The sequence below is a fragment of the Erwinia sp. QL-Z3 genome, assembly GCF_004551645.1.
GTDB lineage: Bacteria > Pseudomonadota > Gammaproteobacteria > Enterobacterales > Enterobacteriaceae > Erwinia > Erwinia billingiae.
Genome location: NZ_CP037950.1, coordinates 3,254,078 through 3,279,089, shown reverse-complemented (window position 1 = coordinate 3,279,089; position 25,012 = coordinate 3,254,078). Strand labels below are relative to the sequence as shown.

Below are 25,012 nucleotides of genomic sequence, written 5' to 3'. Positions count from 1 at the left end.
TTATGCAGACCACTGACTCTCGCTTCCCTGAGAAAAAAATGTTAATTGCCGGATCGGTTGGCAACTTTATCGAATGGTATGAATTCGCGGTGTATGGCTTTCTGGCGACCGTTATCGCCGGAAACTTTTTCCATCTTGAAGGTGAGAGCGATCTGACCAGCCTGATCCTCACCTACGCCGCCTTTGCGCTGGCCTTCTTTTGTCGGCCGATTGGCGCGATGATTTTTGGTCGCATCGGCGACCGCATCGGCCGCAAGCCGACGCTGATAGCGGTGCTGCTGCTGATGACGCTGGCGACCTTTCTGATTGGACTGATGCCCACTTATGCCACCGTCGGCGTGGCGGCACCGCTGCTTCTGACCCTGCTGCGGATGCTGCAAGGGCTGTTCGCCGGCGGGGAATTTGGTGGTGCGGTGGCGCTGATGACCGAATTCGCCCCGGCGGGAAAACGCGGACGCTACGGCGCGTGGCAATCCTTCACCGTCGCGCTGGGGTTACTGGCGGGTGCCGGTCTGGTGGCCTTGCTGTCGGCGCTGCTCACGCCTGAACAGCTGAAAGGCTGGGGATGGCGAATCCCCTTCCTGCTGGCGTTACCGATGGGGCTGGTGGCGCTGTGGCTGCGGTCACAGCTGGAAGAGCCGCCCACCTTTGCCAAAGCGCAGAAGCTTGAACCCGCACCGCTGTCTTCAGTTGTGAAAGCCATCGTACTGGGCATCGGCAGAATGATGGGCTGGTCGGCCGCGGGCTACACCTTCCTGGTGGTGATGCCCTCGTGGTTGCAGACCGCGCTGCATGCCAGTTTTCAGCAGGCGTTGCTGGCAACCGTATTGGGCAACGTCGGTTTTGCGTTAACCATTTTACCGGCGGGAAGGCTCAGCGATCGCTATGGAAGGCGCAGTATTATGCTGCTGGCGATGCTGGTGGTGGTCCTGTTTAGCTATCCACTGCTGGCCCTGTTGCAGCAACCGGACGCCGCGCTCTGGCTGAAAGGATTAGCCGTTCTGATAGCCGGTGCGGTAGTGGGGATGATTGCCGGTCCCGGTCCGGCGATGCTGGCCGAGATGTTTCCTACCCGCATTCGCTATACCGGCCTGGGCCTGGCCTATTCACTTTCTAACGCCGTTTTCTCCGGCTGTGCCGGGCTGATTATCACCGGACTGATCAAACAAACCGGAAATATCTATATCCCAGCGTGGTATGTGATGATCACCGGGGCAATCAGTGCGCTGGCGCTGCTGACGCTAAACCGCGACGATCATCTGCACGACCTCAAGCCTTAGACTCACCCCAAGCCAGCGGCGCGCTCCGCTGGCCTCTCCTGCCGGCGATATAATTCCCTTATTTTTGCAAGTGAATAGATAAGCAAATTCAATGCTTGAAAGTATGTTACGGAAAGATAATAATTCTCATTGAGATTATCATATATCTTTACATTACCGTCACGACGCGTCTTTCACTGTAACAGCGTCGGCGGACCTTTCTTCGCATTTTGTAAGGGAATTGACAATGAGAATGGCTTTTTCTTTAAAGCGTTCTGCTTTGCTTTGCTCCATCGCTCTGGCTACACCTGCTTTCACCTTTGCGGCCGAGACGCTGGTCGTTACCGCGCAACCCGCAGAAACGGCGACCACGCCAACAGAGGGTTACACGGCTAAAACCAGCAAAGGCGCAACCAAAACAGATCGTCCGCTGATCACCACTGCCCAGTCCGTTTCCGTGGTTACCCGTCAGCAGATGGAAGACCAGGGCGCGATGGACGTTAACCAGGCGCTGAACTATACCGCCGGTGCCTTTACTAACTTCGCCGGTGCCGCAACCCGTTATGACACCGTTTCTCTGCGCGGCTTCCACGGTGGGGATGTTGATAACATCTTCCTCGATGGCCTGCGTCTGATGAGCGATCCGGGCAGCTATAACGTCCTGCAGGTCGATCCCTGGTTCCTGGACCGTATCGATGTGATCAAAGGCCCGTCTTCTGCCCTGTATGGTCAGACCGTGCCGGGTGGACTGGTGATGGAAACCTCCAAGCGTCCACAGTTCACGCCTGAAGGCCACTTCCGTGCCTCTACCGGCACCAATTCCACCAACAGCGCCGCCTTTGATTACACCAATGCGATCAACGATCAGTGGGCGTTTCGTCTGACCGGTATCACCCGTAACAGCGACACCCAGTACGATCACACCCGTGAAGAAAAATACGCCATCTCCCCTTCCGTGCTGTGGCAGCCGGATGAAGATACCTCGCTGTTGCTGCGTGCCTATCTGCAGAAAGACCCGTCAGGCGGCTATCACAGTGCCGTGCCGGGCGATGGCAGCATTACCGAACATAACGGCCGCAAGCTGAGCAACGGTTTCTACGACGGCGACAGCTCACTGGATCAGTTCAAGCGTAACGAGCAGATTTACAGCTACGAATTCGCTCACCGCTTTAATGACACCTGGGCGTTCCGTTCTAACGCCAGCTATTCCCACTCCAACGTCGACCTCGATCAGGTTTATCAGATTGGCTGGGACGCCGATAACCCGAATCTGCTGAACCGCTACTACTCCGGTTCACGCTCCTCGCTGGATGCGTACGCCATTGATAACCAGCTGGAAGCCGATTTCGCCACTGGCGAAGTGGATCACAAAGTGGTGCTCGGCGGGGAATATCACCAGTACAAGAACGATCTGAGCGATGCCAGTGGATCAGCAAATCAGCTGAATGCGCTAACCGGCCAGGCCATCGGCGATCGTCTGAGCTATGACTTTACCGATTCGCAGCGTCGTTATTACCAGACCGGCGTCTATCTGCAGGATGAAATGACCTGGCAGAAATGGCATCTCGACCTCTCTGGCCGTTATGACCGCATCGTGTCGGAAACGGATGATTACTCCACCAGCACCAAAAACCGTCGTCAGGACGATCACGTCAGTGGCCGTGCCGCCCTGTTATATGCGTTCGACAATGGCATTTCGCCATACGCCAGCTATAGCCAGGCCATTACGCCGCAGTCACTGTCCGGTGAAGATGGCAATCTGCTGAAGCCAACCACCTCCGAGCAGTATGAAGCCGGGGTGAAATACCAGCCGAACGGCACGTCCGATCTCTACTCGGTTGCGGTGTACGATCTGACGCAGAAAGACGTGGGTAACCGCGTTGTGGTCGGTTCCTATTATGAGCCTGCCGGTAAGGTGCATTCACAAGGGTTTGAACTGGAAGCACATAACCAGATCACGCCTCGTCTGAGCACCATTGCTAACTACACCATGAACCACGTGCGCTTTAAGGATTCTGTGGATGGCAACGACGGCCACACGCCGTACGTTACGCCAAACTCCATGGCCTCGGCCTGGGCGAAATACCAGCTGGATTGGGGTATCAGCGTCGGTGCCGGTGTGCGTTACATCGGCAAGCAGTGGGCGGATAACGAAAACACCACCCGTCTGCCCTCCACCACGCTGTTTGATGCTTCTGTGCGTGCCGATCTTGGCGCCTGGAACAGCAGCCTGAAAGGCGCGTTTGTGCAGGTTAATGCCAATAACGTGACTGACCGTGATTATGTCTCGGCCTGTTACGGTACCGGTTACTGCTACTGGGGCGCAGAGCGCACCGTGGTGGCGACCGTCGGCTACGATTTCTAATCCGCCATCCATAAAAAAAGGGAGACGATATCGTCTCCCTTTCCTTTACTGCCCATCGCTGGTCAGCTTTTCACTTTACGGTAAATCCACAGCACCACAATCGCGCCGATCACCGCGACAACAAAGCTGCCGAAGTTAAACCCGTCTACCCTGCCGAAGCCGAACAGCGTACTGATCCAGCCGCCGACCACAGCACCGATGATGCCGAGAACCACGGTGATGATAAATCCGCCGCCGTCTTTACCTGGCATAATCCACTTAGCGATAATCCCTGCGATCAGACCAAAGATGATCCAAGATAAAATTCCCATTTACAGCTCCTTGTTACTTACTGATTAGACGGGATTAGTATAGGACAGGATTCTAACTCTGTGATTTAAATCTAAACTTTTTGTCAGTTTTTTTTGCTTCAGCCCTAAAGCGTCACGTTGAGATGCCGATACTTCGACGTATCACCGCTCAAAGCGTGTTTTCTGGCAGTCAACCGGAGTGGAATGTGAAAGAAAACGATAATGAACAGTACCTGAAACGCGGCCCGTTGGCGGTGTTGGCGGTATTGAAGAATCTGATGAAAAATCAGACGCCAATCCTGGTCTCTCACGCGCGTGGCCAGTTTATTACCAAATTGCTGGATGCCGACAAGGATCGGATGGTGCTCGATCTGGGCAGTAACGATCATGAAAACCAGCTGGCGATGGACGCCGAAGACCTGCATCTGACGGCGGAAACGCACGGGGCGAAGGTCGAATTCGCTCTCGGCACGCTGACTGACGATAAGTTTGATGGCCTGCCCGCCTTCGGTGCCGACCTGCCAGATATTCTGTGGATGATCCAACGGCGGGAATTTTTCCGCGTGAATGCCCCGCTTGACCCGATATTTTATTGCTACGTGCAATGGCCCGACGGCAGCGGCGAAGGCCGGATGCGTCTGCAGGATTTGTCACTCGGCGGCATTGGCGTGCTGGGCGATTCGCCGATCCCGGAAGGGCTGCACGGTGGCGAGCAGTTTAAGAAGCTGCGCGTTGAGCTGGGGGAATATGGCCGTTTTGAAGTGGATGCGTATCTGATCAACGTCGGTAAGCGCAGCATTGTCGGCAATAAGAATGAAACCGTGGTCACCCCACGTCTGAGCTTCCGCTTCAGTTCATTAAATGCGGGCGAAGAACGTTCGCTTCAGCAGGTGATTTTTTCTCTTGAGCGCCTGGCGCGCGATAAAGCCACTCGCTTCCAGTAGATTGCCGACCTGAAGAACAGGCGGCGTGCCGGGCAGTCAGCACGCCGGACCCTTTAGATGGTGCGGTAAGCGGTGGTCACTTTCCACAGATAACGCGGTGCCTGAGCGGCAGGATGCTTATTCTGCACGTGCTGGTAAAACTCTTCCGGCGACATTGAGTTAATCATTGCAATCGCCTGATCCCGATCGCGTGAGAAGGTTCTCAGCAACGCACCGGCACCGTTGGCATACGACACGATGGTGGCGTAACGCAGGGTTTTCGGATCGCGGATGCCGGCCAGCGACTGATCCTGCAGGATCTTCAGATAGGCCGTACCGATATCAATGTTCCTTACCGGATCGCGCAGCTCTTTACTGCTTGGCTGCCCTCTTCTTCCCTGAACCCGGTAAACTTCACGGCCTGCTGTTGAGGCTTTAATCTGCATCAATCCAATGGCATTCGACTTACTGACTACCGTTGGATTGCCGCCCGATTCGACTGAAATAATGGCATCTACCAGCTTTGGATCGACCCCGTAGTTGTTTGCTGCGCTCTCCGTGAACATCGACCAGGCCTGAGCCACCTTTTCTGGCGGCGCCTGGGTTAACGGCGTTTGCTGCTGAGTTATTGTTTGTTTATGCGGTTCACTGGCACATCCCGCCAGCAGTAACACGCCCAGTATCGCAACCGTTTTCACTTTTCTCACGCTGTTTTCATCCTCTGAGCCTTAGCCTCGCGCCTTACAATAGCGTGCGCCGGACAAAAGAAAATTACCGAAACTCTGAATTTGACGCGCTTGCGGGTGACTTCACCTGCGCTTTTCGTCATCATCAGGGGTATTGGACCGTCAGTGGCGTAAAAAAATTCCTTTCGAAGTGGATAAAAATCACACAGATTGTGATTGAAGGCGACTTTTTTTTCGCACTGCCTGCAAAATGCCGTTGAAATACGGCCGATCTTTCGCCGCACCGAGGATTAAAGTGAACATTATGTCCGTTACTCCGCGCACTTTTCATCTGATTGCTCCTTCTGGCTATTGCCATAATCAGCCGGCCGCGCAGCTGGCGGTAAAACGCTTGAAGGATCAAGGGCATCACGTGGTGAATACCGAGGTGATTGCCCGCCGTGACCAGCGCTTTGCGGGGGATGATGCCGAACGTTTGCAGGATATAAACGGTCTGGCGCAGATGGAGGATCTGCCGGATATCCTGCTGGCGGTGCGTGGCGGTTATGGCGCGACCCGGCTGCTGCCGCAGATTGATTTTGCCGCCGTCGCTGCCCGCCTGAAGGACCAGCCGGTGGCGCTGTGTGGCCACAGCGACTTCACCGCTATCCAGCTTCCGCTGCTGAAACAAGGTGCCATTTCTTTCAGTGGCCCGATGCTGACCGGCAATTTTGGCGCTGAGGTTTTATCTGATTTCACCGTTGACCACTTTTGGCGCGCGCTGACTTCGCCTAAATTAATCCTTAGCTGGGAAACGCAGCCGCAGGATATCGACGTACAGGGCACCGTCTGGGGCGGTAACCTGGCGATGATTGCCTCGATGATGGGCACCCCCTGGCTGCCGGAGATTGAAGACGGCATTCTGGTGATCGAGGATGTGAATGAGCACCCTTTCCGCGTGGAGAGAATGCTTCTTCAGCTGGCACAGAGCGGCATCCTGGCACGACAGAAGGCAATTGTGACCGGCAGCTTTACCGGCGCGACACTCACCGATTATGACAATGGCTATGACTTCGACAGCGTCTGGACGCTGATTCGTCAGGTAACGGGCGTACCGCTGGTTACCGGTCTTGAATTTGGCCATCACTGGAATACCGTGACGCTTCCGTTAGGCGCGCAGGGACATTTACAGGTCAAGGGTTCAAGCAGCACGCTGACGCTATCAGGGCACCCTACGCTTCGTTAACCATCCGGAGCGCCCATGAAGCAGTTGTACGAGGATCTCTGGGTTTCAACCCCGGAGTTTCCGGCCAGTGAGCATGAGCCGGAACTGATGATGCATGGATTTTTGCTGCAGCATACGCGGGGAAACTTACTGATTTCCCGCGTCGAGAATCTGAACGACCATCAGGCGATTGAAGATTTGGGCGGGATTATCCGCCATTATCTGACCCATTCCCATGAAGCCGGGCCGGGTGCCCGTTTACTGCAAACGCGCTTTAACGCGGCCTTGTATTGTCATAACAAGGCGCTGGGCGCGATCAGCCCGTATGTCGAAGCTGACGACACCTTCAATCAGGCTGAGCTGCACTGTGGCAGCTTTCACGTGGTTCCCACGCCGGGCCATACGCCGGGCAGCACCAGCTATCTGTATGCCTCACCCTTTGGCAAAACCTATCTGTTTGTTGGCGACACCATCACCATGTCACACGATCGCTGGGTGACGGTGTTGGTGCCGGAAAGCAACGAAGCGGATTTGAAAAAGTCGATTGAGTTCTATCGGGCGCTGAGGCCCGACGTGGTGTTGATGGGCACCACCGCCGGACATCTGTCCTGGCAGGAAGTGACGATGCGCGAATGGCTGGCGTTGCTGGATGAGGCGGAGAGTTCGCCGCTGGATCTGCGCCAGCGGCTGCCTGACTAGCCGGCGATCAGGAGGCGACGTTGCCGGACGAATCGGTACGTTGCAGATCGACCGCGCTGTTTTCACGCTCGCTACTGCGGCTACAGGGCACCAGCTTTTGTACGCCGCTGTAGGAGAAGAAGGTGTCATCGTCTGAGGTGTTCACCACCATCTGATCGCCATTGCGGAACAGCACGATCGACACCTTTACCCCGTTATCCGTTTTGGAACGCTGATTACCCGCCGCAATCTGGAAATTATCGCCCGGCCACATAAGGGTGGTCAGGCCGTATTGCGCCTGGGTGACGGTCATCGTGGGGCGGCCTGGGCAGGTAATCTGAAATTCGGTGTTGAGTGGCGGCGTGTCGTTGTTAGCCTGTGCAGCAAAGGTGGCACAGACGAGCAAACATCCAGTGGCGATAGTGCGGAACATGGGCAGCGGTCTCCGGGCGATTCTCTCTGATTTCATTGACTATATGTCAGAAAGCCTACCACAGGACGCTACCCACGTTTGCCTTAAGTGTTACTAAATCCCCGGCAGAGATTAATTATTCAGCGAGTTCATCTCTTTGATTTGATCCTGATTCACCGCCTGCTGCTTACCATTTTCATCGGTATACATCACCATGCCGGTGGCTTTATCGACTTCAGGTTTCCCCTGGACCACCACGGTGCTGCCATCCTTCATCTGCAGAACATGGTCGCTGGAACAGCCTGCCAGCAGCAATCCGCCAGCGAGTAAGGTCAGTGCACAAGCTAATTTTTTCATTTTAGGTTTCCTTCATTGGATTCAACACTGTGCAGTGTAGCCTGGTGATTTTCGTTAATTTGATGAATGTTGCGGAGAATTCCGTTTGCTTCACAGATTGGCGGCGCGAGGCCATTTTTCAGTTTATTCCTGGAGGGCAAATTTTCATTGAAGGTTGCGGACATTAACTGTATTTTTATCCAGCATTTATAACCAGGATAACCCCATGTTTGTAGAACTGACTTACGATAAGCGCAACGTTGCCGGATTGCCCAATGCGCAGGAACTGATTCTGAACGAGCTGGAGAAGCGTATTCAGCGCGTTTTCCCGGCTGCCGAAGTGAAGGTAAAACCGATGCAGGCTAATGGCGTGAAAACCGATGCCAGTAAAAGTGACAAGTCGGTGATGCTGCGGATCATTGAAGAGATGTTCGATGAAGCCGATCAGTGGCTGGTGTCAGAAGAATTTTAAACGACGGTGGGCATTTTTCACACTGTGCGCGTCCACCGCTAAAGTTTTCACCCGCTGAGCCGAAGATGTTCCCAGGGCATAACGAATGGGAATGCGATGATGGCAGTACTTTATATTCCGTCACTGGTCAGTTTACTGGTGAACGCTGAAAAGCAAAAAGGCAGTGGGTTGACGCAGCAGGAAGTGGAACAAATTCGTGATAATGCCACCTGCATTTCCGTGCCGGACAACCTTGTCCGGGGGATGGATCCGTCACGAGGATACCGTGATATCGATCCTGCAAGATGCTGGGAGGCGTGGCGTGACTCTCGCTCTGCGGGTCTGGCACAGACGGCATAATACGCAGTCGCCGGACTATTTCGCCCGTTGAGCAATTTCCGCATACAACAATTCGTAGACTTTCGCGGCATGGGCCGCACTGTCGCGCAGCATTTGAATGGCATCTTCCAGCGTCTGCGGTTCGATATTGCCAACAATACGCCAGCCCAAAGCGATGTTTTTCGCTTCTTCCAGTCGGTTGGGGTTATCTTCGATTGAAGCAGCTTCTGACACAGAATTCTCCTGATTTGCGTTTTGGCCCTATTTTACGGATCAACACTCCGCCATCTCAACCCCCGATTTCTGCCGGAGTGTAAAAACGTCCGTTTTTTACGCTTTTTTGACCAAAAAGGCGTTTTATCCGCCCAAATCAGAAAAAATCACGGCAAAAAACAGATTAATCCTGGTGATGAATCAGCACTATTTCACCCTTTGCCACTGACTACCAGCCCTTTCGCAGGAAAAGTTCGCTTAAAATCCTCAGACGAAAAAAAACCGCCCTTAGCAGGCGGTTTTCGTTAGCAAGCTACTATTCAGCTGAAGTAAGGGAATTTACGATCTATCCCGTTAACGTTAAGGGTGATATACCCCACCGGGGCCGCGCTGACTGGGGATGCCGCCTCCGTTGTCGCTAAGGTCACGACCCCATTTTCATTGGCGCCGATGCCCGCCAGGCCGTTGTGGAAACTTAAGCGCGCGTTGGGCGTGACGGTGCCGACGGTGGTCAGATCGGTAACCTCCGACAGATCCGGTGTAAATAAGGAACACTCCCCGGCTTCAAACCGCGTTGGCCCGGTCGATCGCACGTTAAACATGGTGTCGCCACTGCCCGCTTTCAGCTTCACCCAGACCTCAACGATATTCTGATAGCTGCGCGCATACTTGACGTCAACCACCGCCGTGGTGCCGCGATGGAACATATCGGCCCACACTGAGCTGACGCAGCGCTGCAGATTCAGGTAGGTGACGCCCGAGGAGATGGTTTGCAGCGGGCTGGCCGCGGTGCCGGAAGGATTGGCCGTCGACTGTTTGCTGACCATCTCCAGCGTCCACTGCTGATTGGCTTTCGGGAAGACAAATTTGCCGATGCGATACCATTTATCGGTGTCCGATGTGTTACTGAGCTTATAGCCGCTGTACCAGCCGGCTTTCATCGATCCGGTCATGGTGGTGCCAAAGTTTTCATCACGACGCCAGCCGCTCTCATAGCCTGACAGCCAGCGATCGGAGGTATTGTCCAGATTGACCGTCGCACCGGCCTGCAGGCTGAGCTGACGCAGCAGCACCCGGCTGTTATTCAGCAGCAGCGGATTGGCGCAATCCTCGAGGCTCAGGGCATCGATAATCCACTGGCCGTTGCTTAAATCACCGGGGAAGCGGGTATGTTCAACCCAGACGTTGCGGATCAGCCCCTGGGTTAATCGCGGCATCTTCAGCGTGGCATCGCCATAACCGTACTGGAAGTTGGCATTCGACAGCTCAATGGCGGTCGAGTGATCCCAGACGCCGTTTGGCGAGTTTGACCAGCTGATGTCAAAGACCCGGGCATAGGTATTTTGCGAATAGATTTGATCGAATCGCGTGTCGAGGGTATCCAGCAGTTTCACCGCCGTGCCGCCGTTATACTGCACGCGGAAGCAGCGGATATTAACGAACTCCCCTTCGATGGTGGTGTTCTCAAAGAACGGCTGCACGTTGGACAGCATGTCCGCGGTGATCGCCCCGGTATTGCTGGCCGTATCCGCCGTGGCCTGGCCGTTCCAGCTGATGCCGCGAATGATGGTCCGGCGGGCATTCACCTTGAACACCGTGTTGATCGATTTGTCCGAGATAATCACCGTTCTGGGCGTGACGCCATACGGCGCATCGTCACCATACAGAGCAAAACACGGAATTTCGCTGGCGCTGAGGTCGACAGGCGAGATTAAAAACTTGCCTGCCGGGAAACGCACGCCAATATCTTTTGCATTAACATCATAGCCTTGCGACCAGCTAAACATCCGCTTAAAGGCGTCGGTATCGTCGGTGACGCCGTCACCTTTCGCACCAAAATGATACAAATTCACCTGTTCGGTGTCATTAATGATGCGCTTCCAGTAGAAGGTGCTGCCCTTCGCCATCGAGCCGCCGTCATCACTCAGCGTGGTGGTGCCGAGGAAGCCGACAAAGTCGCCGCCGCCATGAAAACTGGAATCCTTGTCGTAGTAGCGTTTGAGTGCCGCAATATCACCGGCTTTCGTTGGCGCAGTGGTTCGCAAATCAGCAAAGCAGTTTACTTCGATCATAAAGACCTCCGGATGGATGGTTACGTCCAGTGAGACGCCCGTGACGGGCAGGATTGAGATTGAGATGGAGATGGAGATGGAGATGGGACGTTACGTTGCAGGGTATTAGAGTGATGGCGGCCAGGCCGCCTGGAGATAAAAGGGATTCAGTGCCGGTAACGCTATTTTGTTACCAGCTTCTTGGCCAGCGCGACGATTTCGGCGTACTCATCGATGTTGTGCCCGACCGAGCTCAGCAACTCGCCGACTTTTCCAGCACCACGTCATTGGTGATTACCGTGACCTGGCGAGTTTGGGTATTGCTGCTTAACGGGCCGTTGCTCTCTTCGGGGATCGTGGTGGTATCAGTCATGATAATGTCCTCATTTTGCTTCGGGGTGCGGAGGCCGGACAGCAAACGCCATCCCGCCCCCAGTAGTTGCAGACGATTCATGTGTGTTCTCCGCAATCGAGTTTCTCTCGTTCAGTCGCTAACGGCCGCTGGCGGACAAACTGCGCCATCACCGCCATCGCCACCATAAATGCCCCAATCATGCCGAGGTAGTTGGGGGGAATAACGCTTTTGGCATCGGGCGGTAACAGCTGCCAGGCGCGCATCGCGGAATCAGGAAAGGATTGCACCCAGGCGCTGATCACCGATCCGGCTGAAGCCAGCCACACCGACCAGGTTTTGAACAGCAGCCTGGCATGATGCACAAACTCAACCGAGCTGTACTTGCGGATCGTTAACAGCAGCAGAATGGTCATCAGGATGGCGCAGAGATAGAGGGCGAATTTCATAGCAACCCCCGATAGCAGTCGTAGGTGCCGCTGCGCATCACCGCAGCATGACGTTTCGCCCGGGCCGGCGTCTGCCTGGCCCAGAGGCTGTTCAGCATGCCGTCCGCCGCAGAGGAAAAGTCGCCGCGTGACATCGCTTTCAGGCTCTCTTTGAATCCCGACAGCCCTTCCACACCCATTTGATAGGCCATGCTGAAGAGAATGTCGGCCCGCGCCTCATTGCACTGGCGAAGCGCATCGGCAAGCAGTGGGCGCTGCTTCAGCTCAAAAATTTTGCTCTCGACCAACATCTGCATCCCCAGCTCACCGACCGGCGCCGGCACTTTGAAGATATAGCTGGTCAGGGCCGCGCCTTTTGGACCGATTTTGATCCCTGCGGCCACGGTGGGATAGCCCAGGGTGTCTATAAAGGGAACGTCGCGATACCCTTCTTCATACTTTAGGATGGAAACTATCTGACTCATGGTAAATACTCCTCTTGACGCAAAAAATGAGTATCAGACAGCAAGGCTGGCTGAAAAATGCGTAGGAATCATTTTTCACCTGTGGAAAAATGATCGACAGGCAGGTTAATTGCGAGGTTTACAGGCACCTGTATCGGCGCGGCCAGATTGTGTAAAGAGCGTAACGGCTTCAGATGTTGCGTGGAGACGTTATTTAATGCGTTATACGCATATTAGTAGGCAGTATTTTATTGCGCAAGGCGATTTGTGTAAAACGCATAAAAAAGGTGTGAACGCTTAATGAAACCCGGAGAAAGAATCAGACAGCTTCGCAAAGCGAAGAAGATGACGCTAAACGCGTTAGCAATGCAGGTAGGAAGTGATGTCGGGAACCTGTCCAGACTGGAACGCGGGGTGCAGGGATACAGCGATGCGTTGCTACAAAAATTGGCGGATGCACTCGCAGTGCCGATTTCTGCGCTATTCTCATCAGGAGAGCTGAAGAATACTGGTGATTTATACAGTGTATCTTCGTTAACCGAAATGGGGAGAGATGATGTGTATCGTGTTGACGTCCTTGATGTTTCTGCCAGTGCGGGTGAAGGTTCACCGGCCAGAGAAGTGGTTCAGGTCATTAGATCTATTGAATATGTGCGGAAGGAAGCCAGCGTTATTTTTGGCAATAAACCTGAGGCCATTGTTAAATTGATAAACGTCCGGGGCGACAGCATGGAAGGAACCATTGAACCTGGCGATCTGATTTTTGTCGACGTCAGCGTCCCCTTCTTCGATGGTGATGGGATTTACGTTTTTGATTTCAATGGCGATATGTTCGTAAAACGCCTGCAAAAAGTGAAGTCAGAACTGTATGTCATTTCCGATAACCCCCGCTATAAAGAGTGGACGATTTCCGCTGAGGAGATGGCGATGCTGCATGTGGCCGGCCGGGTAATGCTCAGCCAGTCGCAACAGTTCCGCCGCCATGGCTAAGTCTCTGTGCAACCCGCTTCCGGCGGGTTTTGTTTCCTTCTCCGCTATTTAATGCGTTTGACGCATATAAAAACCCCTTCTAAGGTTAGTTTACCGATACTCTCCTTAACGAGGTGCACTGATGAACTCACGACAACGCCGGGCCCTACGCTATCGCGAGGCCTGCAAAAAACTGGATCGCCAGCTCACTCAAGCCCTGACCGGCAGTAACCGCCGGATTGATAAAGCCCTGACGCTGCCGCCAGGGGTGAAAGAGTGACGGTTAACCTATTTCTGTGGTCGCAGCACGGCAAAAATCAGCGCCACATTGCCTTTCGCCCGAAAGACGGCTGCGGCAAAAATCAGGTTAACCATCACCGACGCCCAGCTGGCATGGGCGTATGCATCAAAGAAATAGCGGAAAGGAATCGAGGCGTAGGACAGCACAATTAAGTAAGCCAGCCACGATGCCCACCATTGGTGGTGGGCGCCCGGTTTGCGAAACATCATGAGCCGCAGCGCAATGGCGGTGGCGGTGACGACGTTGGTGAGTACCAGAGGATCATTTGTTACCATGGAAACCTCCTTTAAGGCGTGCCAGCCAGCTGACCGGATCATGCTCACTGAATAAGGTTAAGGTTTTGATTGCCACGGCGGAGAGTAATATGGCTCCCAGCCCATCCAGCGGACGGTCGGTATAGCCCGATAACTGTTCCAGCTTGGCACCTGCCAGCCCTGAGCCAAACACCCCCACAATCCACGAGACAAGGAAATAGGCTGCACGCACAATCAGTCTGAGATCGACGGCGCTGGCAACATAATAAACAGCCCCCGCAAAGGCACCGAATAACACCCCATAATTGATGCCGGCCATCGGACCGGACAACAATGAACCTGCTGAAGATGCCGCGCCTGCGCTAACGGCGAGTAAGTTCCCGACCATAATGCCCCCTTTTGCTACAGCGTCTTCTCAAGGATTTGAGCAACAAAAAACCCCGGCCGGGGCCAGGGTTCCAAAAATTCGTTTGTCTGCGCTGTTGCTGCTGATAGTAATACCTTAGATCGCTTAATGCGTACGCGTGAGCACTTTAATTCATTATTTTTTGGCGCTGATTATGCCGTTGTTTTCCCTCAACTCCGGCGAATTCACCGCGCGCGATGCGACAACTTCAAGGCTATGAACTAGCCTTTAACAGCCCGACCTGCCACAGGTAATGTTATTCCCAATCAATCAGTTAATTGTGTGAGGAGTGAAATAATGTCATCAGGTAGCTATCTAAAACTTAAAGATGGGACAAGCCTTTACTATAAAGACTGGGGCAAAGGCCAGCCGATAGTGTTCAGCCACGGCTGGCCTTTGTCCGGGGATGCGTTTGAAGATCAGATGTTTTTCCTGGCTTCGCACGGTTATCGGGTGATCGCCCATGACCGTCGGGGACACGGCCGCTCTTCCCAACCCTGGGACGGCAACAATATGGACCAATACGCTGACGATTTGGCTGAACTGACCGCCGCGCTGGATTTACAGGATGCGGTGCATATCGGCCACTCTACCGGCGGAGGCGAAGTGGCCCGCTATATCGGCCGTCACGGCATCTCACGTGTGGCAAAAGCGGCACTGATTGGTGCGGTACCGCCGATTATGGTTAAGACCGATTTTAACCCGGACGGTTTACCCAAAACGGTGTTCGACGGGATCCGCGAGGGCTTGCTGAAGGATCGATCCTCACTGTTTAAGGACTTCCCCACTGCCTTTTATGGTTTTAACCGCGACTCTGCGCAGTCCTCACAGGGATTGCGCGACAGCTTCTGGCTGCAGGGAATGCAGGGATCGCTTAAATCGTTATATGACTGTGTGGCGGCCTTCTCCGAAACGGATCAACGGGAAGACCTGAAGAAGATGACCATCCCAACGCTGGTGCTATACGGCGACGACGATCAGATTGTGCCGCCGAAGTCGTCCAGTGAAGCGGCCATCAAGCTTTTGCCAAACCCAACGGTAAAAGTCTATCCGGGTGCGCCGCACGGATTGTGCAGTACCCATAAAGATCAGGTGAATGAGGATTTGCTCAACTTTATTAAAAGCTGATTGCGCCTGCGGGGCGGGATGCCCCCTTTTTGCCGTGCAGATCGCGGCGATAGACTTCACCCCCTGCCTTCTGCTAGTTTTTAAACCATGCACCCTGATTCCTCTACCACCCAGATGATGATTATTACACCCGTAACTCCGGTGGGATAACGTTCGTCTTTCAGTCGACACCCGCCAGATAAGGCGGGCGCCTTGTCTGGTTTCATACAGCGAGGTTAAAAATGTCTACCGGTTCCCTTCCAAACGCTTCCTCTCCCACCCTGCATTTGCTGTGCGGGAAAATTGCTTCCGGCAAATCGACTCTGGCGAGTCAACTGGCTGAGGCGCCCGCTACGCTACTCATTTCTGAAGATCGTTGGCTGGCGGCGTTGTACCGCGATGAAATGAACAGCGTGGCAGATTATGTCCGCTGTTCGGCTAAGCTGCGTGCGGCGATGACACCCCATCTGATCGCGCTGCTGGAATCGGGCCTTTCCGTGGTGCTGGATTTCCCGGCCAATACGCTGTCGCTACGCAAATGGATGCGGGAAATTGCCGATTCAGCCTCTGTACTACCGCAACTGCATTACCTCGATGTCGCTGACAGCCGCTGTAAGGCCCGTCTGCAGGCCAGAAACGCCGGCGGAAACCATGACTTTGCCGCAACCGACGCGCAGTTCGAGCTGATTAGCCGCTACTTTGAAGCGCCGCAGGCTGAAGAAGGGTTTGAGGTGATAGTGCATTCGTCTGAAGATGAAGGAGAAGAGTAATGGCCGTCAGACTCGCTGCTGTTGAAGAGGTTGAACAGTTGTGGAATATACGTAATCAAGCACTGCGCGCCGGATGTAAGGATGTCTATTCTGCCGAAGCATTACGGGCCTGGACACCAGAACAGATGCCAGAAGGATATCGTCAGGCGGTGCTCAACAACCCCTTCTTTGTCATCGATGATCCTACGAAGAGCTTCCCCGTGGCGACCGGCTTTCTGGACCTGGCAGAAAACAGCATCGAAGCCATCTTCACCCTGCCGGCGTATTGGGGAAAAGGTTATGCAGCGGAGATCGTCACCGCCTTAAAGCAGGAGGCCATAAAGCGTGGCATCAGGAAATTGACGCTCTCTTCCACACCAAACGCCCTGAGCTTCTATCAAAAACAGGGATTCACATTAGTTAAAGAAACCGTCTATCACTCGGCCAGCGCGGGCGCTCTGCCCTGCATTGATATGGTGATCAACATATGATGCCTTTAGGGAAATATCGTCAGTTTGACCTTAATGAACCCTTTGTGGCGACGCTGGGAGGATTTACCCCGCTCCTTTCTGTGGACGAAAAAAAAGGAGCCCTAAGGCTCCTCTTATCGCAGCAAACACACTTACATGTGTTTGATCATTGCGTCACCAAACTCTGAAGATTTCAGCAGCTTAGCGCCATCCATCAGACGCTCAAAGTCATAGGTCACGGTTTTGGCAGCGATTGCGCCTTCCATGCCTTTAACGATCAGGTCTGCGGCTTCGAACCATTCCATGTGACGCAGCATCATTTCTGCGGACAGGATCACTGAACCTGGGTTCACTTTATCCTGACCAGCGTACTTAGGTGCGGTGCCGTGGGTCGCTTCGAACAGTGCACACTCGTCACCGATGTTTGCACCAGGCGCAATACCGATACCGCCAACCTGCGCCGCCAGGGCGTCGGAGATGTAGTCACCGTTCAGGTTCATACAGGCAATAACGTCATACTCAGCCGGACGCAGCAGGATCTGCTGCAGGAACGCATCGGCGATAACGTCTTTTACAACGATCTCTTTGCCAGTGTTCGGATTCTTGATCTTCATCCCCGGGCCGCCGTCGATCAGCTCACCGCCGAACTCTTCCTTCACCAGCTGATAGCCCCAATCCTTGAAGGCACCTTCGGTGAACTTCATGATGTTGCCTTTGTGAACCAGCGTCAGCGAGTCACGATCGTTGGTGATTGCGTACTCGATGGCAGCGCGAACAAGGCGTTTGGTGCCTTCTTCTGAACACGGCTTAACGCCGATACCGCACTGCTCTGGGAAGCGAATTTTCTTCACGCCCATTTCATCACGCAGGAACTTGATCACTTTATCCGCTTCTGCAGAACCGGCTTTCCACTCGATACCCGCATAGATATCTTCGGAGTTCTCACGGAAGATGACCATATCGGTCTCTTCTGGACGCTTAACCGGGCTTGGTGTGCCGGTGTAATAACGCACCGGACGCAGGCAGATGTAGAGATCAAGCTGCTGGCGCAGAGCCACGTTCAGGGAACGAATACCGCCGCCGACTGGGGTGGTCAGTGGGCCTTTGATCGCCACGCGGTACTCTTTGATCAGGTCCAGCGTCTCTTCTGGCAACCAAACGTCCGGGCCGTAGAGCTCTACCGATTTTTCACCGGTGTAAATTTCCATCCAGGAAATTTTACGCTCACCGTTATAAGCTTTCTGCACAGCGGCATCGACAACTTTGATCATCACTGGAGAAACGTCCACACCGATACCGTCACCTTCAATGAAAGGGATGATAGGGTTGTTAGGTACGTTCAGTTTTCCATTCGCCAGGGTGATTTTCTGACCTTCCGCCGGAACAACTACTTTGCTTTCCATTAACCTCTCCTTCGAGCGCTTTTTTTGTTAATGATTTGTAAGATGCGCGTCAATACTACTTGAATATTCACGTCGCGCCAATCATCTCCGGATTGCGGTATAATGCGCTCATGGTTTTAAAGTGCAAAGCATATGCGAAAATCTTCCGTTAAGAATCACCGCGTTAAACGATTCAGCCCGTCCTCTAGCGCCCGTCAGGTCGATAAAGGTCCACGCCGTGTCATTATTTTTAACAAACCTTTTGATGTGCTGCCCCAGTTCAGCGATGAAGCGGGACGAAGTACGTTGAAGGATTTCATCCCGGTGGCCGGTGTTTACGCCGCAGGACGCCTGGACCGCGACAGCGAAGGGCTGATGGTGCTGACCAACGACGGCGCGCTGCAGGCCACGCTGACTCAGCCCGGAAAACGCACCGGGAAAATTTACTATGTTCAGGTGGAAGGCATCCCCGATATCAGCCATATTCAGGCGCTGCGGGATGGCGTTAATCTGAAAGATGGCCCGACCCTGCCCGCCGGCGCAGAGTTAGTGGCCGAACCGGAGTGGTTATGGCCGCGTAATCCACCGATCCGCGAGCGAAAAGCCATTCCCACCAGTTGGTTAAAGATCACCTTATACGAAGGGCGTAATCGCCAGGTCAGAAGGATGACCGCGCAGATTGGCTTCCCTACCCTGCGCTTGATTCGTTTTGCGATGGGCACGCAGCTGCTGCAGGATTTACCGCCGGGCGAATGGCGAGACGTCACCGCCGAATTTCCTCTTTGAGCCACTTAAGCCATTACCAGCAAGGAGTCAGCCATGTTCAAACCCCACGTCACCGTGGCCACCGTTGTGCAAGCCGAAGGGCAATTTTTAGTGGTGGAAGAGATGGTAAGAGGACGCGCGACCTGGAATCAGCCTGCCGGTCATCTGGAAGCTAACGAAACCCTGCTGCAGGCCGCGGTGCGCGAGCTGTATGAAGAGACGGGGCTGGAAGGCGTTCCGCAGGCGTTTTTGCGCCTGCATCAATGGATCGCGCCGGATAATACGCCGTTTTTACGCTTTCTGTTCGCGCTGGATTTACCGAACGTGCTGCCGACTTACCCGCAGGATCGTGATATCGATCGCTGCTGGTGGCTGCCACCGGACGAGATCCTCAACGCGAAAAAGCTCCGTTCTCCGCTGGTTGCGGAAAGTATCCGGATTTATCAGCAAGGGCCGCGCTATCCACTGGAGGTGCTAAGCGCGTTTCAGTGGCCATTTAGCGAGGATGCGCCCGCGGCAGACGCGTGGTAGAATATGCCGCAATTTTACAGGGCAGCCTTTAACTGCCACTAAAGTCGGGTATTTCTCATGTCTCTAAGCCAGAAAAAAGTGATCGTCGGTATGTCCGGCGGTGTTGACTCCTCGGTTTCCGCCTGGTTACTGCAACAGCAGGGCTATCAGGTTGAAGGCCTGTTTATGAAAAACTGGGAAGAGGACGACGGTGAGGAATACTGTACCGCCGCGGAAGATTTGGCCGATGCGCAGGCGGTCTGCGACAAATTAGGTATCTACCTGCATACGGTAAACTTTGCTGCCGAGTACTGGGATAACGTCTTTGAGCACTTCCTGGAAGAGTACAAAGCCGGACGCACGCCTAACCCGGATATTCTCTGCAACAAAGAGATCAAATTCAAAGCCTTCCTCGAGTTTGCCGCCGAAGATTTGGGCGCCGACTTTATCGCCACCGGTCACTATGTTCGTCGCCAGGATGTCGATGGCAAAAGCCGTCTGCTGCGCGGCCTGGACGACAACAAAGACCAGAGCTACTTCCTCTACACCCTTGGCCACGAGCAGATCGCGCAGAGCCTGTTCCCGGTTGGCGAACTGGCTAAACCGGAAGTGCGCCGCCTTGCCGAAGAGCTTGAGCTGATCACCGCGAAGAAAAAAGATTCGACCGGCATCTGCTTTATCGGCGAGCGCAAATTCCGTGACTTCCTGGGCCGCTACTTACCGGCTCAGCCAGGTCCGATTTTAAATGCCGAAGGAGAAGTGGTCGGTGAACATCAGGGCCTGATGTACCATACGTTGGGACAGCGTAAAGGTTTGGGTATTGGCGGCACCAAAGCCGGCAGCGAAGAACCCTGGTACGTGGTCGATAAAGATGTCGCCAATAACATCCTGGTGGTGGCACAGGGCCATGAACATCCGCGCCTGATGTCTGTTGGCCTGGTGGCACAACAGCTGCACTGGGTGGACCGCGAAATCCTCACGGCGCCGTTGCGTTGCACGGTCAAAACCCGTTACCGCCAGGCCGATATTCCTTGCACCGTGACGCCATTAGGCGAAGATCGGATTGAAGTCCGCTTCGACGAGCCGGTTGCCGCTGTCACACCGGGCCAGTCTGCGGTGTTTTACCTTGATGAAATCTGCCTGGGTGGTGGGATTATCGAAGCACGCATGCCGCTGCTTTAAGCGCACGCTGCCCCTGAAAATGATAACAGCATACTGGCGTAACCCCTGAACAAGGGGATTTACAGGAGTTACCGTGGCGAAGAATTATTACGATATTACGCTGGCCCTCGCGGGCATCTGCCAGTCTGCTCATCTGGTCCAGCAACTGGCGCATCAGGGCCATTGTCCGGCAGAGCCGCTGAAAACCTCGCTGCAAAGCGTGGTCGATCTTAACCCGGCATCAACGCTGGCGATTTATGGCAATGATGAAGCGAATCTGCGCTTCGGTCTTGAGTCGCTACTGGCGGTGTTAAACAGCAGCAGCCGCCACGGTGCCGGTGCCGAACTGACCCGCTATACGCTGAGTATGATGGTCCTGGAGCGTAAGCTCAGCGCCAATAAGAGCGCGCTGAACGACCTTTCTCAGCGCGTCAGCCAGTTAGATCGCCAGCTGGCGCACTATGATTTAGATTCCGACACGCTGCTGAGCGCCATGGCGGCCATCTATGTCGATGTGATTAGCCCGCTCGGTCCACGCATTCAGGTTACCGGCTCGCCCGCCGTGTTGCAGAATGCGCAGATCCAGAGCAAAGTCCGCGCCACCCTGCTTGCCGGTATCCGTTCTGCGGTACTCTGGCACCAGGTCGGCGGCGGTCGCCTGCAGTTAATGTTTTCACGCAATCGCCTCGCCGCTGAGGCGAAGCAAATGCTGTCCCGTATGCCCGAGTCTTCACTCTAATTTGTTAACCGATCCAGGAGTTGCACTGATGGAATTATCCTCTCTGACTGCCGTCTCACCCGTTGATGGCCGTTATGGCGACAAAATCACCCCGTTACGTGGCATTTTCAGCGAATTTGGCCTGCTGAAATTCCGCGTGGAAGTGGAAGTTCGCTGGTTACAGAAACTGGCCGACTGCGCAGAGATCAAGGAAGTTCCTGCATTTGATGCCGACGCAAACGCTTTCCTCGATGCGATTGTCAGCAATTTTAGCGTGGAAGATGCAGCGCGCATCAAAACCATCGAACGCACCACCAACCATGATGTGAAAGCGGTTGAGTACTTCCTGAAAGAGAAGGTGGAGCCAAACGCCGCGCTGCATGCGGTTTCTGAATTCATCCCCTTCGCCTGTACCTCTGAAGACATCAACAACCTGTCTCACGCACTGATGCTGGAAACCGCACGCCGTGAAGTGATCGTGCCTTACTGGACCCAGATCATCTCCGCCGTGAAAGATTTGGCCGTGCAATACCGCGATATTCCTCTGCTTTCCCGTACCCACGGTCAGCCGGCCACGCCGTCTACGCTGGGTAAAGAGATGGCGAACGTGGCATACCGTTTCGAGCGTCAGCTTCGTCAGCTGGAACGCATTGAAATGCTGGGTAAAATCAACGGCGCTGTCGGTAACTACAATGCACACATCGCTGCTTACCCGGAAGTGGACTGGCATGAACTGAGTGAAAGCTTTGTCACCGGTCTGGGCATCACCTGGAACCCGTACACCACGCAGATCGAGCCGCACGACTACATTGCCGAGCTGTTTGACTGCATGGCGCGCTTCAACACCATCCTGATCGACTTCGATCGTGATGTCTGGGGTTATATCGCCCTGAACCATTTCAAGCAGAAAACCATCGCTGGCGAAATCGGTTCTTCCACCATGCCGCATAAAGTTAACCCGATTGACTTCGAAAACTCAGAAGGCAACCTGGGTCTGGCCAATGCCATGATGCAACACCTGGCAAGCAAACTGCCAGTTTCACGCTGGCAGCGCGACCTGACTGACTCCACCGTGCTGCGTAACCTTGGCGTGGGTGTCGGCTATGCGGTGATCGCTTATCAGTCAACGCTGAAAGGCATCTCTAAGCTGGAAGTGAACCGTGACCGACTGCTGGACGAGCTGGATCACAACTGGGAAGTGCTGGCCGAGCCAATTCAGACCGTGATGCGCCGTTACGGCATTGAAAAGCCGTATGAAAAGCTGAAAGAGCTGACCCGTGGCAAGCGTGTGGAGGCCGATGGCATGAAAGCGTTTATCGATAGCCTGGCGCTGCCGGAAGAAGAGAAAACCCGCCTGAAACTGATGACCCCGGCTAACTACATCGGCCGTGCGATTCAGATGGTCGACGACCTGAAGTAATACTGCCTCGCGGGCCGGCGCTAGTCGGCCCGCGTTAACCTGCTGTTTATCTGCTTTCACCTATACTCTGCAAAGACTTATAACAAGGCTCTGGGGCCGTAACACTGTCAGACAGAAAGGATAAATTATGCGCGTACTGGTTGTGGAAGATAATCAACTGCTTCGTCACCATCTCGCCGTACAGTTGCGGGATATGGGCCATCAGGTTGATGCCGCTGAAGATGCGAAAGAAGCCGACTATTTCCTCAACGAACACACGCCTGATATCACTCTGGTTGACTTAGGCCTGCCCGATGAAGATGGCATGGCGCTGATCCGCCGCTGGCGCAGCGAGGATGTTAAGCAACCGATTCTGGTGCTGACCGCGCGTGAAGGCTGGCAGGCAAAGGTAGAAGCGCTGGAAGCCGGTGCCGATGACTACGTCACCAAACCTTTCCATATTGAAGAAGTGGTTGCCCGCATGCAGGCGCTGATGCGCCGTAACAGCGGTCTGGCCTCACAAATTATTTCGTTAGCGCCTTTCCAGGTCGACCTCTCACGCCGTGAGCTGACCATTAACGACACTCAAATCAAGCTGACCGCGTTTGAATACACCATCATTGAAACGCTGATCCGCAATGCAGGCAAAGTGGTCAGCAAAGATTCGCTGATGCTGCAGCTTTATCCGGATGCTGAACTGCGTGAAAGCCATACCATCGATGTCCTGATGGGCCGTCTGCGCAAGAAAATGCAGGCTGAACATCCGCTGGATGTGATCACCACCGTGCGCGGTCAGGGCTACAGGTTCGATTTGTAAACAGATGCCAGACATACGCCCGAAAACACCCTTCTCTCTCCGCGCCCGCTTCCTGGTGGCTACTGCTGCCGTGGTGCTGATCCTGTCACTTTCCTACGGGATGGTGGCGGTGGTCGGCTACGTGATGAGCTTCGATAAGAATACCTACCGGGTGATGCGCGGTGAAAGTAACCTGTTCTTCACCCTTGCGCAGTGGCAGGACGGTAAATTAACCATCGCCCAGCCAGAGCGGGTATCGTTGAATTTCCCGACGCTGGTGTATATCTATAACGAGAAAGGCAAGCTGCTGTGGCAACTGCGCGACGTGCCGGAAATCCGCAATAAGATTAAGCGCGAATGGCTGAAAAGTTCGGATTTCTACGAGATCGATACCAATAACAGCACCAGCCGGGAAGCGTTGGGAAATAATACCGAAGCGCAGAATAAACTGACCGCTTACGACGATGACAATAACGACACCTTCACCCACTCGGTGGCCGTTAACCGTTATGATGCCACGCCGAACCTGCCTGCGCTGACCATTGTCGTGGTCGATACCATTCCGCAGGAGTTGCAGCATTCAGACGTGGTCTGGTCATGGTTCAGTTATGTGCTGTTGGTTAACCTGCTGCTGGTGATCCCCCTGTTATGGCTGGCCGCGCACTGGAGTCTGCGCCCGATTGGCACGCTGGCGGCGCAGATTCGCGAGCTGGAAGGTGGCACGCGCGACACGCTGGATCCCCGGCCGCCGCAGGAATTAAAAAGCCTGGTGCGCAACCCCAACCTGCTGTTGGATAACGAGCGTCAGCGTTATACCCGCTATCGCACCACGCTCAGTGATTTAACCCACAGTCTGAAAACCCCGTTGGCGGTGCTGCAAACCACCTTGCGCTCGCTGCGTGGCGGTCAGAATCTGTCGATTGAGCAGGCCGAGCCGATTATGCTTGAGCAGATCAGTCGTATTTCACAACAGATTGGTTATTACCTGCACCGCGCCAGTATGCAGGCCGATCACAACGTGCTGAAGCGCGAACTGCATTCGGTTCCGGCGCTGCTGGACAGCCTGTGCTCGGCGCTGAATAAGGTTTATCAGCGTAAAGGCGTAGTGCTTACCTTGGATATCTCCCCTGAACTGACCTTTGTTGGCGAACATAACGATTTGATGGAAGTGATGGGCAACGTGCTGGATAACGCCTGCAAATATTGCCTGGAATTTGTCGAAATCAGCGTGCGTCAGACCGACGAAGAGCTGCATCTTATCGTTGAGGATGACGGTCCGGGCATCCCTGAAAGCAAACGGGACATGATCTTTATTCGCGGACAGCGAGCCGACACCCTGCGTCCAGGCCAGGGGCTGGGTTTAGCGGTGGCGAGAGATATTCTTGAGCAGTATGCCGGTGACATTGTCGCCTCCACCAGCGAGCTGGGTGGCGCGCGGATGGAAGTGATTTTCCGGCGTCAGGAAGTCTTACACACCGACGAATAGTGACGACCGCCGCTTCCCTGAGCAGTGCCGAGCAAATGGGTTACCCCGACCCCGCCCGGCACTGTTATAATCGATTAAATTCAGCGTT

Annotated in this window: 31 protein-coding genes; 19 read left to right on the top strand and 12 right to left on the bottom strand. The window is 54.3% G+C overall.

Annotated features, from left to right (window positions below):
• Window positions 1-2 precede the first annotated feature (2 nt).
• Window positions 3-1,280: an MFS transporter gene (locus tag E2F51_RS15940; protein WP_053145462.1), complete on the top strand. Its 1,278-nt coding sequence runs from the start codon at window positions 3-5 to the stop codon at window positions 1,278-1,280.
• Window positions 1,281-1,506: 226 nt separating this feature from the next.
• A complete protein-coding gene (locus E2F51_RS15935) occupies window positions 1,507-3,624 on the top strand; it encodes a TonB-dependent siderophore receptor (RefSeq protein WP_134823910.1) in 2,118 nt (705 codons plus the stop codon).
• Window positions 3,625-3,686: 62 nt separating this feature from the next.
• Here the strand turns inward: E2F51_RS15935 and E2F51_RS15930 are convergent, their stop codons facing one another.
• Window positions 3,687-3,935, bottom strand: a complete 249-nt coding sequence (locus tag E2F51_RS15930; RefSeq protein ID WP_013201740.1) for a GlsB/YeaQ/YmgE family stress response membrane protein — start codon at window positions 3,933-3,935, stop codon at window positions 3,687-3,689.
• 185 nt (window positions 3,936-4,120) lie between these two features.
• On the opposite strand from E2F51_RS15930, the gene E2F51_RS15925 reads away from it, so the two are divergent.
• On the top strand, window positions 4,121-4,858 hold the full coding sequence (locus E2F51_RS15925) for a flagellar brake protein (protein ID WP_134823909.1): 738 nt from the start codon (window positions 4,121-4,123) through the stop codon (window positions 4,856-4,858).
• Between the two features lie 53 nt (window positions 4,859-4,911).
• Here E2F51_RS15925 and emtA read toward each other — a convergent pair whose 3' ends face one another.
• Entirely contained in the window at window positions 4,912-5,535 is a 624-nt protein-coding gene (gene emtA, locus E2F51_RS15920) for a membrane-bound lytic murein transglycosylase EmtA (protein ID WP_371732187.1), read from the bottom strand.
• A gap of 292 nt (window positions 5,536-5,827) precedes the next feature.
• Between emtA and ldcA the strand changes: the two genes are divergently transcribed.
• Entirely contained in the window at window positions 5,828-6,748 is a 921-nt protein-coding gene (ldcA, locus tag E2F51_RS15915) for a muramoyltetrapeptide carboxypeptidase (protein ID WP_105759226.1), read from the top strand.
• A 15-nt stretch (window positions 6,749-6,763) separates the two neighbouring features.
• Complete coding sequence (locus E2F51_RS15910) at window positions 6,764-7,426, top strand: MBL fold metallo-hydrolase (RefSeq protein WP_013201735.1); 663 nt, start codon at window positions 6,764-6,766, stop codon at window positions 7,424-7,426.
• Window positions 7,427-7,433: 7 nt separating this feature from the next.
• Here the strand turns inward: E2F51_RS15910 and E2F51_RS15905 are convergent, their stop codons facing one another.
• Window positions 7,434-7,838, bottom strand: a complete 405-nt coding sequence (locus E2F51_RS15905; protein WP_041691970.1) for a hypothetical protein — start codon at window positions 7,836-7,838, stop codon at window positions 7,434-7,436.
• 111 nt (window positions 7,839-7,949) lie between these two features.
• Window positions 7,950-8,174 carry a YgdI/YgdR family lipoprotein gene (locus tag E2F51_RS15900; protein WP_013201733.1) on the bottom strand — a complete coding sequence of 75 codons (225 nt, stop codon included), beginning with the start codon at window positions 8,172-8,174 and terminating at the stop codon, window positions 7,950-7,952.
• Window positions 8,175-8,379: 205 nt separating this feature from the next.
• Here E2F51_RS15900 and E2F51_RS15895 point away from each other — a divergent pair, with 205 nt between their 5' ends.
• Complete coding sequence (locus E2F51_RS15895; RefSeq protein WP_013201731.1) at window positions 8,380-8,625, top strand: DinI-like family protein; 246 nt, start codon at window positions 8,380-8,382, stop codon at window positions 8,623-8,625.
• 96 nt (window positions 8,626-8,721) lie between these two features.
• On the top strand, window positions 8,722-8,964 hold the full coding sequence (locus E2F51_RS15890) for a hypothetical protein (protein WP_245174121.1): 243 nt from the start codon (window positions 8,722-8,724) through the stop codon (window positions 8,962-8,964).
• A 15-nt stretch (window positions 8,965-8,979) separates the two neighbouring features.
• On the opposite strand, the gene E2F51_RS15885 is transcribed toward E2F51_RS15890, so the two are convergent.
• The 5 genes from E2F51_RS15885 to E2F51_RS15870 all read right to left on the bottom strand — a co-directional run bounded on the left by E2F51_RS15885 (window position 8,980) and on the right by E2F51_RS15870 (window position 12,472).
• A complete protein-coding gene (locus tag E2F51_RS15885) occupies window positions 8,980-9,177 on the bottom strand; it encodes a hypothetical protein (protein ID WP_013201729.1) in 198 nt (65 codons plus the stop codon).
• A 299-nt stretch (window positions 9,178-9,476) separates the two neighbouring features.
• Window positions 9,477-11,228, bottom strand: coding sequence for a glycosyl hydrolase family 28-related protein (locus tag E2F51_RS15880; RefSeq protein ID WP_134823908.1), 1,752 nt, complete (start codon window positions 11,226-11,228; stop codon window positions 9,477-9,479).
• A gap of 232 nt (window positions 11,229-11,460) precedes the next feature.
• Window positions 11,461-11,661 (bottom strand): hypothetical protein, encoded by a 201-nt coding sequence (locus E2F51_RS23860; protein WP_167738404.1) that lies wholly within the window; start codon window positions 11,659-11,661, stop codon window positions 11,461-11,463.
• Window positions 11,658-12,008: a hypothetical protein gene (locus E2F51_RS15875; protein WP_013201726.1), complete on the bottom strand. Its 351-nt coding sequence runs from the start codon at window positions 12,006-12,008 to the stop codon at window positions 11,658-11,660. Before E2F51_RS15875 ends, E2F51_RS23860 begins: the two co-directional genes overlap by 4 nt.
• Window positions 12,005-12,472 carry a glycoside hydrolase family protein gene (locus tag E2F51_RS15870; RefSeq protein WP_134823907.1) on the bottom strand — a complete coding sequence of 156 codons (468 nt, stop codon included), beginning with the start codon at window positions 12,470-12,472 and terminating at the stop codon, window positions 12,005-12,007. Before E2F51_RS15870 ends, E2F51_RS15875 begins: the two co-directional genes overlap by 4 nt.
• 279 nt (window positions 12,473-12,751) lie before the next feature.
• Here E2F51_RS15870 and E2F51_RS15865 point away from each other — a divergent pair, with 279 nt between their 5' ends.
• Window positions 12,752-13,441, top strand: coding sequence for a helix-turn-helix transcriptional regulator (locus E2F51_RS15865; RefSeq protein WP_013201724.1), 690 nt, complete (start codon window positions 12,752-12,754; stop codon window positions 13,439-13,441).
• A 121-nt stretch (window positions 13,442-13,562) separates the two neighbouring features.
• Window positions 13,563-13,700, top strand: a complete 138-nt coding sequence (locus tag E2F51_RS23855) for a hypothetical protein (RefSeq protein WP_167738403.1) — start codon at window positions 13,563-13,565, stop codon at window positions 13,698-13,700.
• 8 nt (window positions 13,701-13,708) lie between these two features.
• Here E2F51_RS23855 and E2F51_RS15860 read toward each other — a convergent pair whose 3' ends face one another.
• Both E2F51_RS15860 and E2F51_RS15855 read right to left on the bottom strand, forming a co-directional pair.
• Window positions 13,709-13,996: a phage holin family protein gene (locus E2F51_RS15860; protein WP_013201723.1), complete on the bottom strand. Its 288-nt coding sequence runs from the start codon at window positions 13,994-13,996 to the stop codon at window positions 13,709-13,711.
• Window positions 13,983-14,363 carry a putative holin gene (locus E2F51_RS15855; protein WP_013201722.1) on the bottom strand — a complete coding sequence of 127 codons (381 nt, stop codon included), beginning with the start codon at window positions 14,361-14,363 and terminating at the stop codon, window positions 13,983-13,985. The genes E2F51_RS15860 and E2F51_RS15855 overlap by 14 nt, the downstream gene beginning before the upstream one ends.
• Before the next feature lie 315 nt (window positions 14,364-14,678).
• On the opposite strand from E2F51_RS15855, the gene E2F51_RS15850 reads away from it, so the two are divergent.
• From E2F51_RS15850 to E2F51_RS15840, 3 genes are all read left to right on the top strand, one after another.
• Window positions 14,679-15,509: an alpha/beta fold hydrolase gene (locus E2F51_RS15850; protein WP_053145469.1), complete on the top strand. Its 831-nt coding sequence runs from the start codon at window positions 14,679-14,681 to the stop codon at window positions 15,507-15,509.
• 221 nt (window positions 15,510-15,730) lie between these two features.
• On the top strand, window positions 15,731-16,258 hold the full coding sequence (locus tag E2F51_RS15845) for an ATP-binding protein (RefSeq protein WP_134823906.1): 528 nt from the start codon (window positions 15,731-15,733) through the stop codon (window positions 16,256-16,258).
• Entirely contained in the window at window positions 16,258-16,728 is a 471-nt protein-coding gene (locus E2F51_RS15840) for a GNAT family N-acetyltransferase (RefSeq protein WP_134823905.1), read from the top strand. Before E2F51_RS15845 ends, E2F51_RS15840 begins: the two co-directional genes overlap by 1 nt.
• Window positions 16,729-16,859: 131 nt before the next feature.
• Here the strand turns inward: E2F51_RS15840 and icd are convergent, their stop codons facing one another.
• Window positions 16,860-18,110 (bottom strand): NADP-dependent isocitrate dehydrogenase, encoded by a 1,251-nt coding sequence (gene icd, locus E2F51_RS15835; RefSeq protein ID WP_134823904.1) that lies wholly within the window; start codon window positions 18,108-18,110, stop codon window positions 16,860-16,862.
• A 132-nt stretch (window positions 18,111-18,242) separates the two neighbouring features.
• On the opposite strand from icd, the gene rluE reads away from it, so the two are divergent.
• The 7 genes from rluE (at window position 18,243) to phoQ (ending at window position 24,924) form a co-directional block, all read left to right on the top strand.
• On the top strand, window positions 18,243-18,875 hold the full coding sequence (rluE, locus tag E2F51_RS15830; RefSeq protein ID WP_134823903.1) for a 23S rRNA pseudouridine(2457) synthase RluE: 633 nt from the start codon (window positions 18,243-18,245) through the stop codon (window positions 18,873-18,875).
• 33 nt (window positions 18,876-18,908) lie between these two features.
• Window positions 18,909-19,385 carry an NUDIX domain-containing protein gene (locus E2F51_RS15825; protein ID WP_013201716.1) on the top strand — a complete coding sequence of 159 codons (477 nt, stop codon included), beginning with the start codon at window positions 18,909-18,911 and terminating at the stop codon, window positions 19,383-19,385.
• A gap of 57 nt (window positions 19,386-19,442) precedes the next feature.
• Window positions 19,443-20,546, top strand: a complete 1,104-nt coding sequence (gene mnmA, locus E2F51_RS15820; RefSeq protein ID WP_134823902.1) for a tRNA 2-thiouridine(34) synthase MnmA — start codon at window positions 19,443-19,445, stop codon at window positions 20,544-20,546.
• Window positions 20,547-20,619: 73 nt separating this feature from the next.
• On the top strand, window positions 20,620-21,264 hold the full coding sequence (gene hflD, locus E2F51_RS15815; RefSeq protein ID WP_134823901.1) for a high frequency lysogenization protein HflD: 645 nt from the start codon (window positions 20,620-20,622) through the stop codon (window positions 21,262-21,264).
• A 28-nt stretch (window positions 21,265-21,292) separates the two neighbouring features.
• Window positions 21,293-22,663, top strand: a complete 1,371-nt coding sequence (gene purB, locus E2F51_RS15810) for an adenylosuccinate lyase (RefSeq protein WP_134823900.1) — start codon at window positions 21,293-21,295, stop codon at window positions 22,661-22,663.
• 127 nt (window positions 22,664-22,790) lie between these two features.
• Window positions 22,791-23,459: a two-component system response regulator PhoP gene (gene phoP, locus E2F51_RS15805; protein WP_013201712.1), complete on the top strand. Its 669-nt coding sequence runs from the start codon at window positions 22,791-22,793 to the stop codon at window positions 23,457-23,459.
• 4 nt (window positions 23,460-23,463) lie between these two features.
• Window positions 23,464-24,924: a two-component system sensor histidine kinase PhoQ gene (gene phoQ / locus E2F51_RS15800; RefSeq protein ID WP_134823899.1), complete on the top strand. Its 1,461-nt coding sequence runs from the start codon at window positions 23,464-23,466 to the stop codon at window positions 24,922-24,924.
• Window positions 24,925-25,012 lie beyond the last annotated feature (88 nt).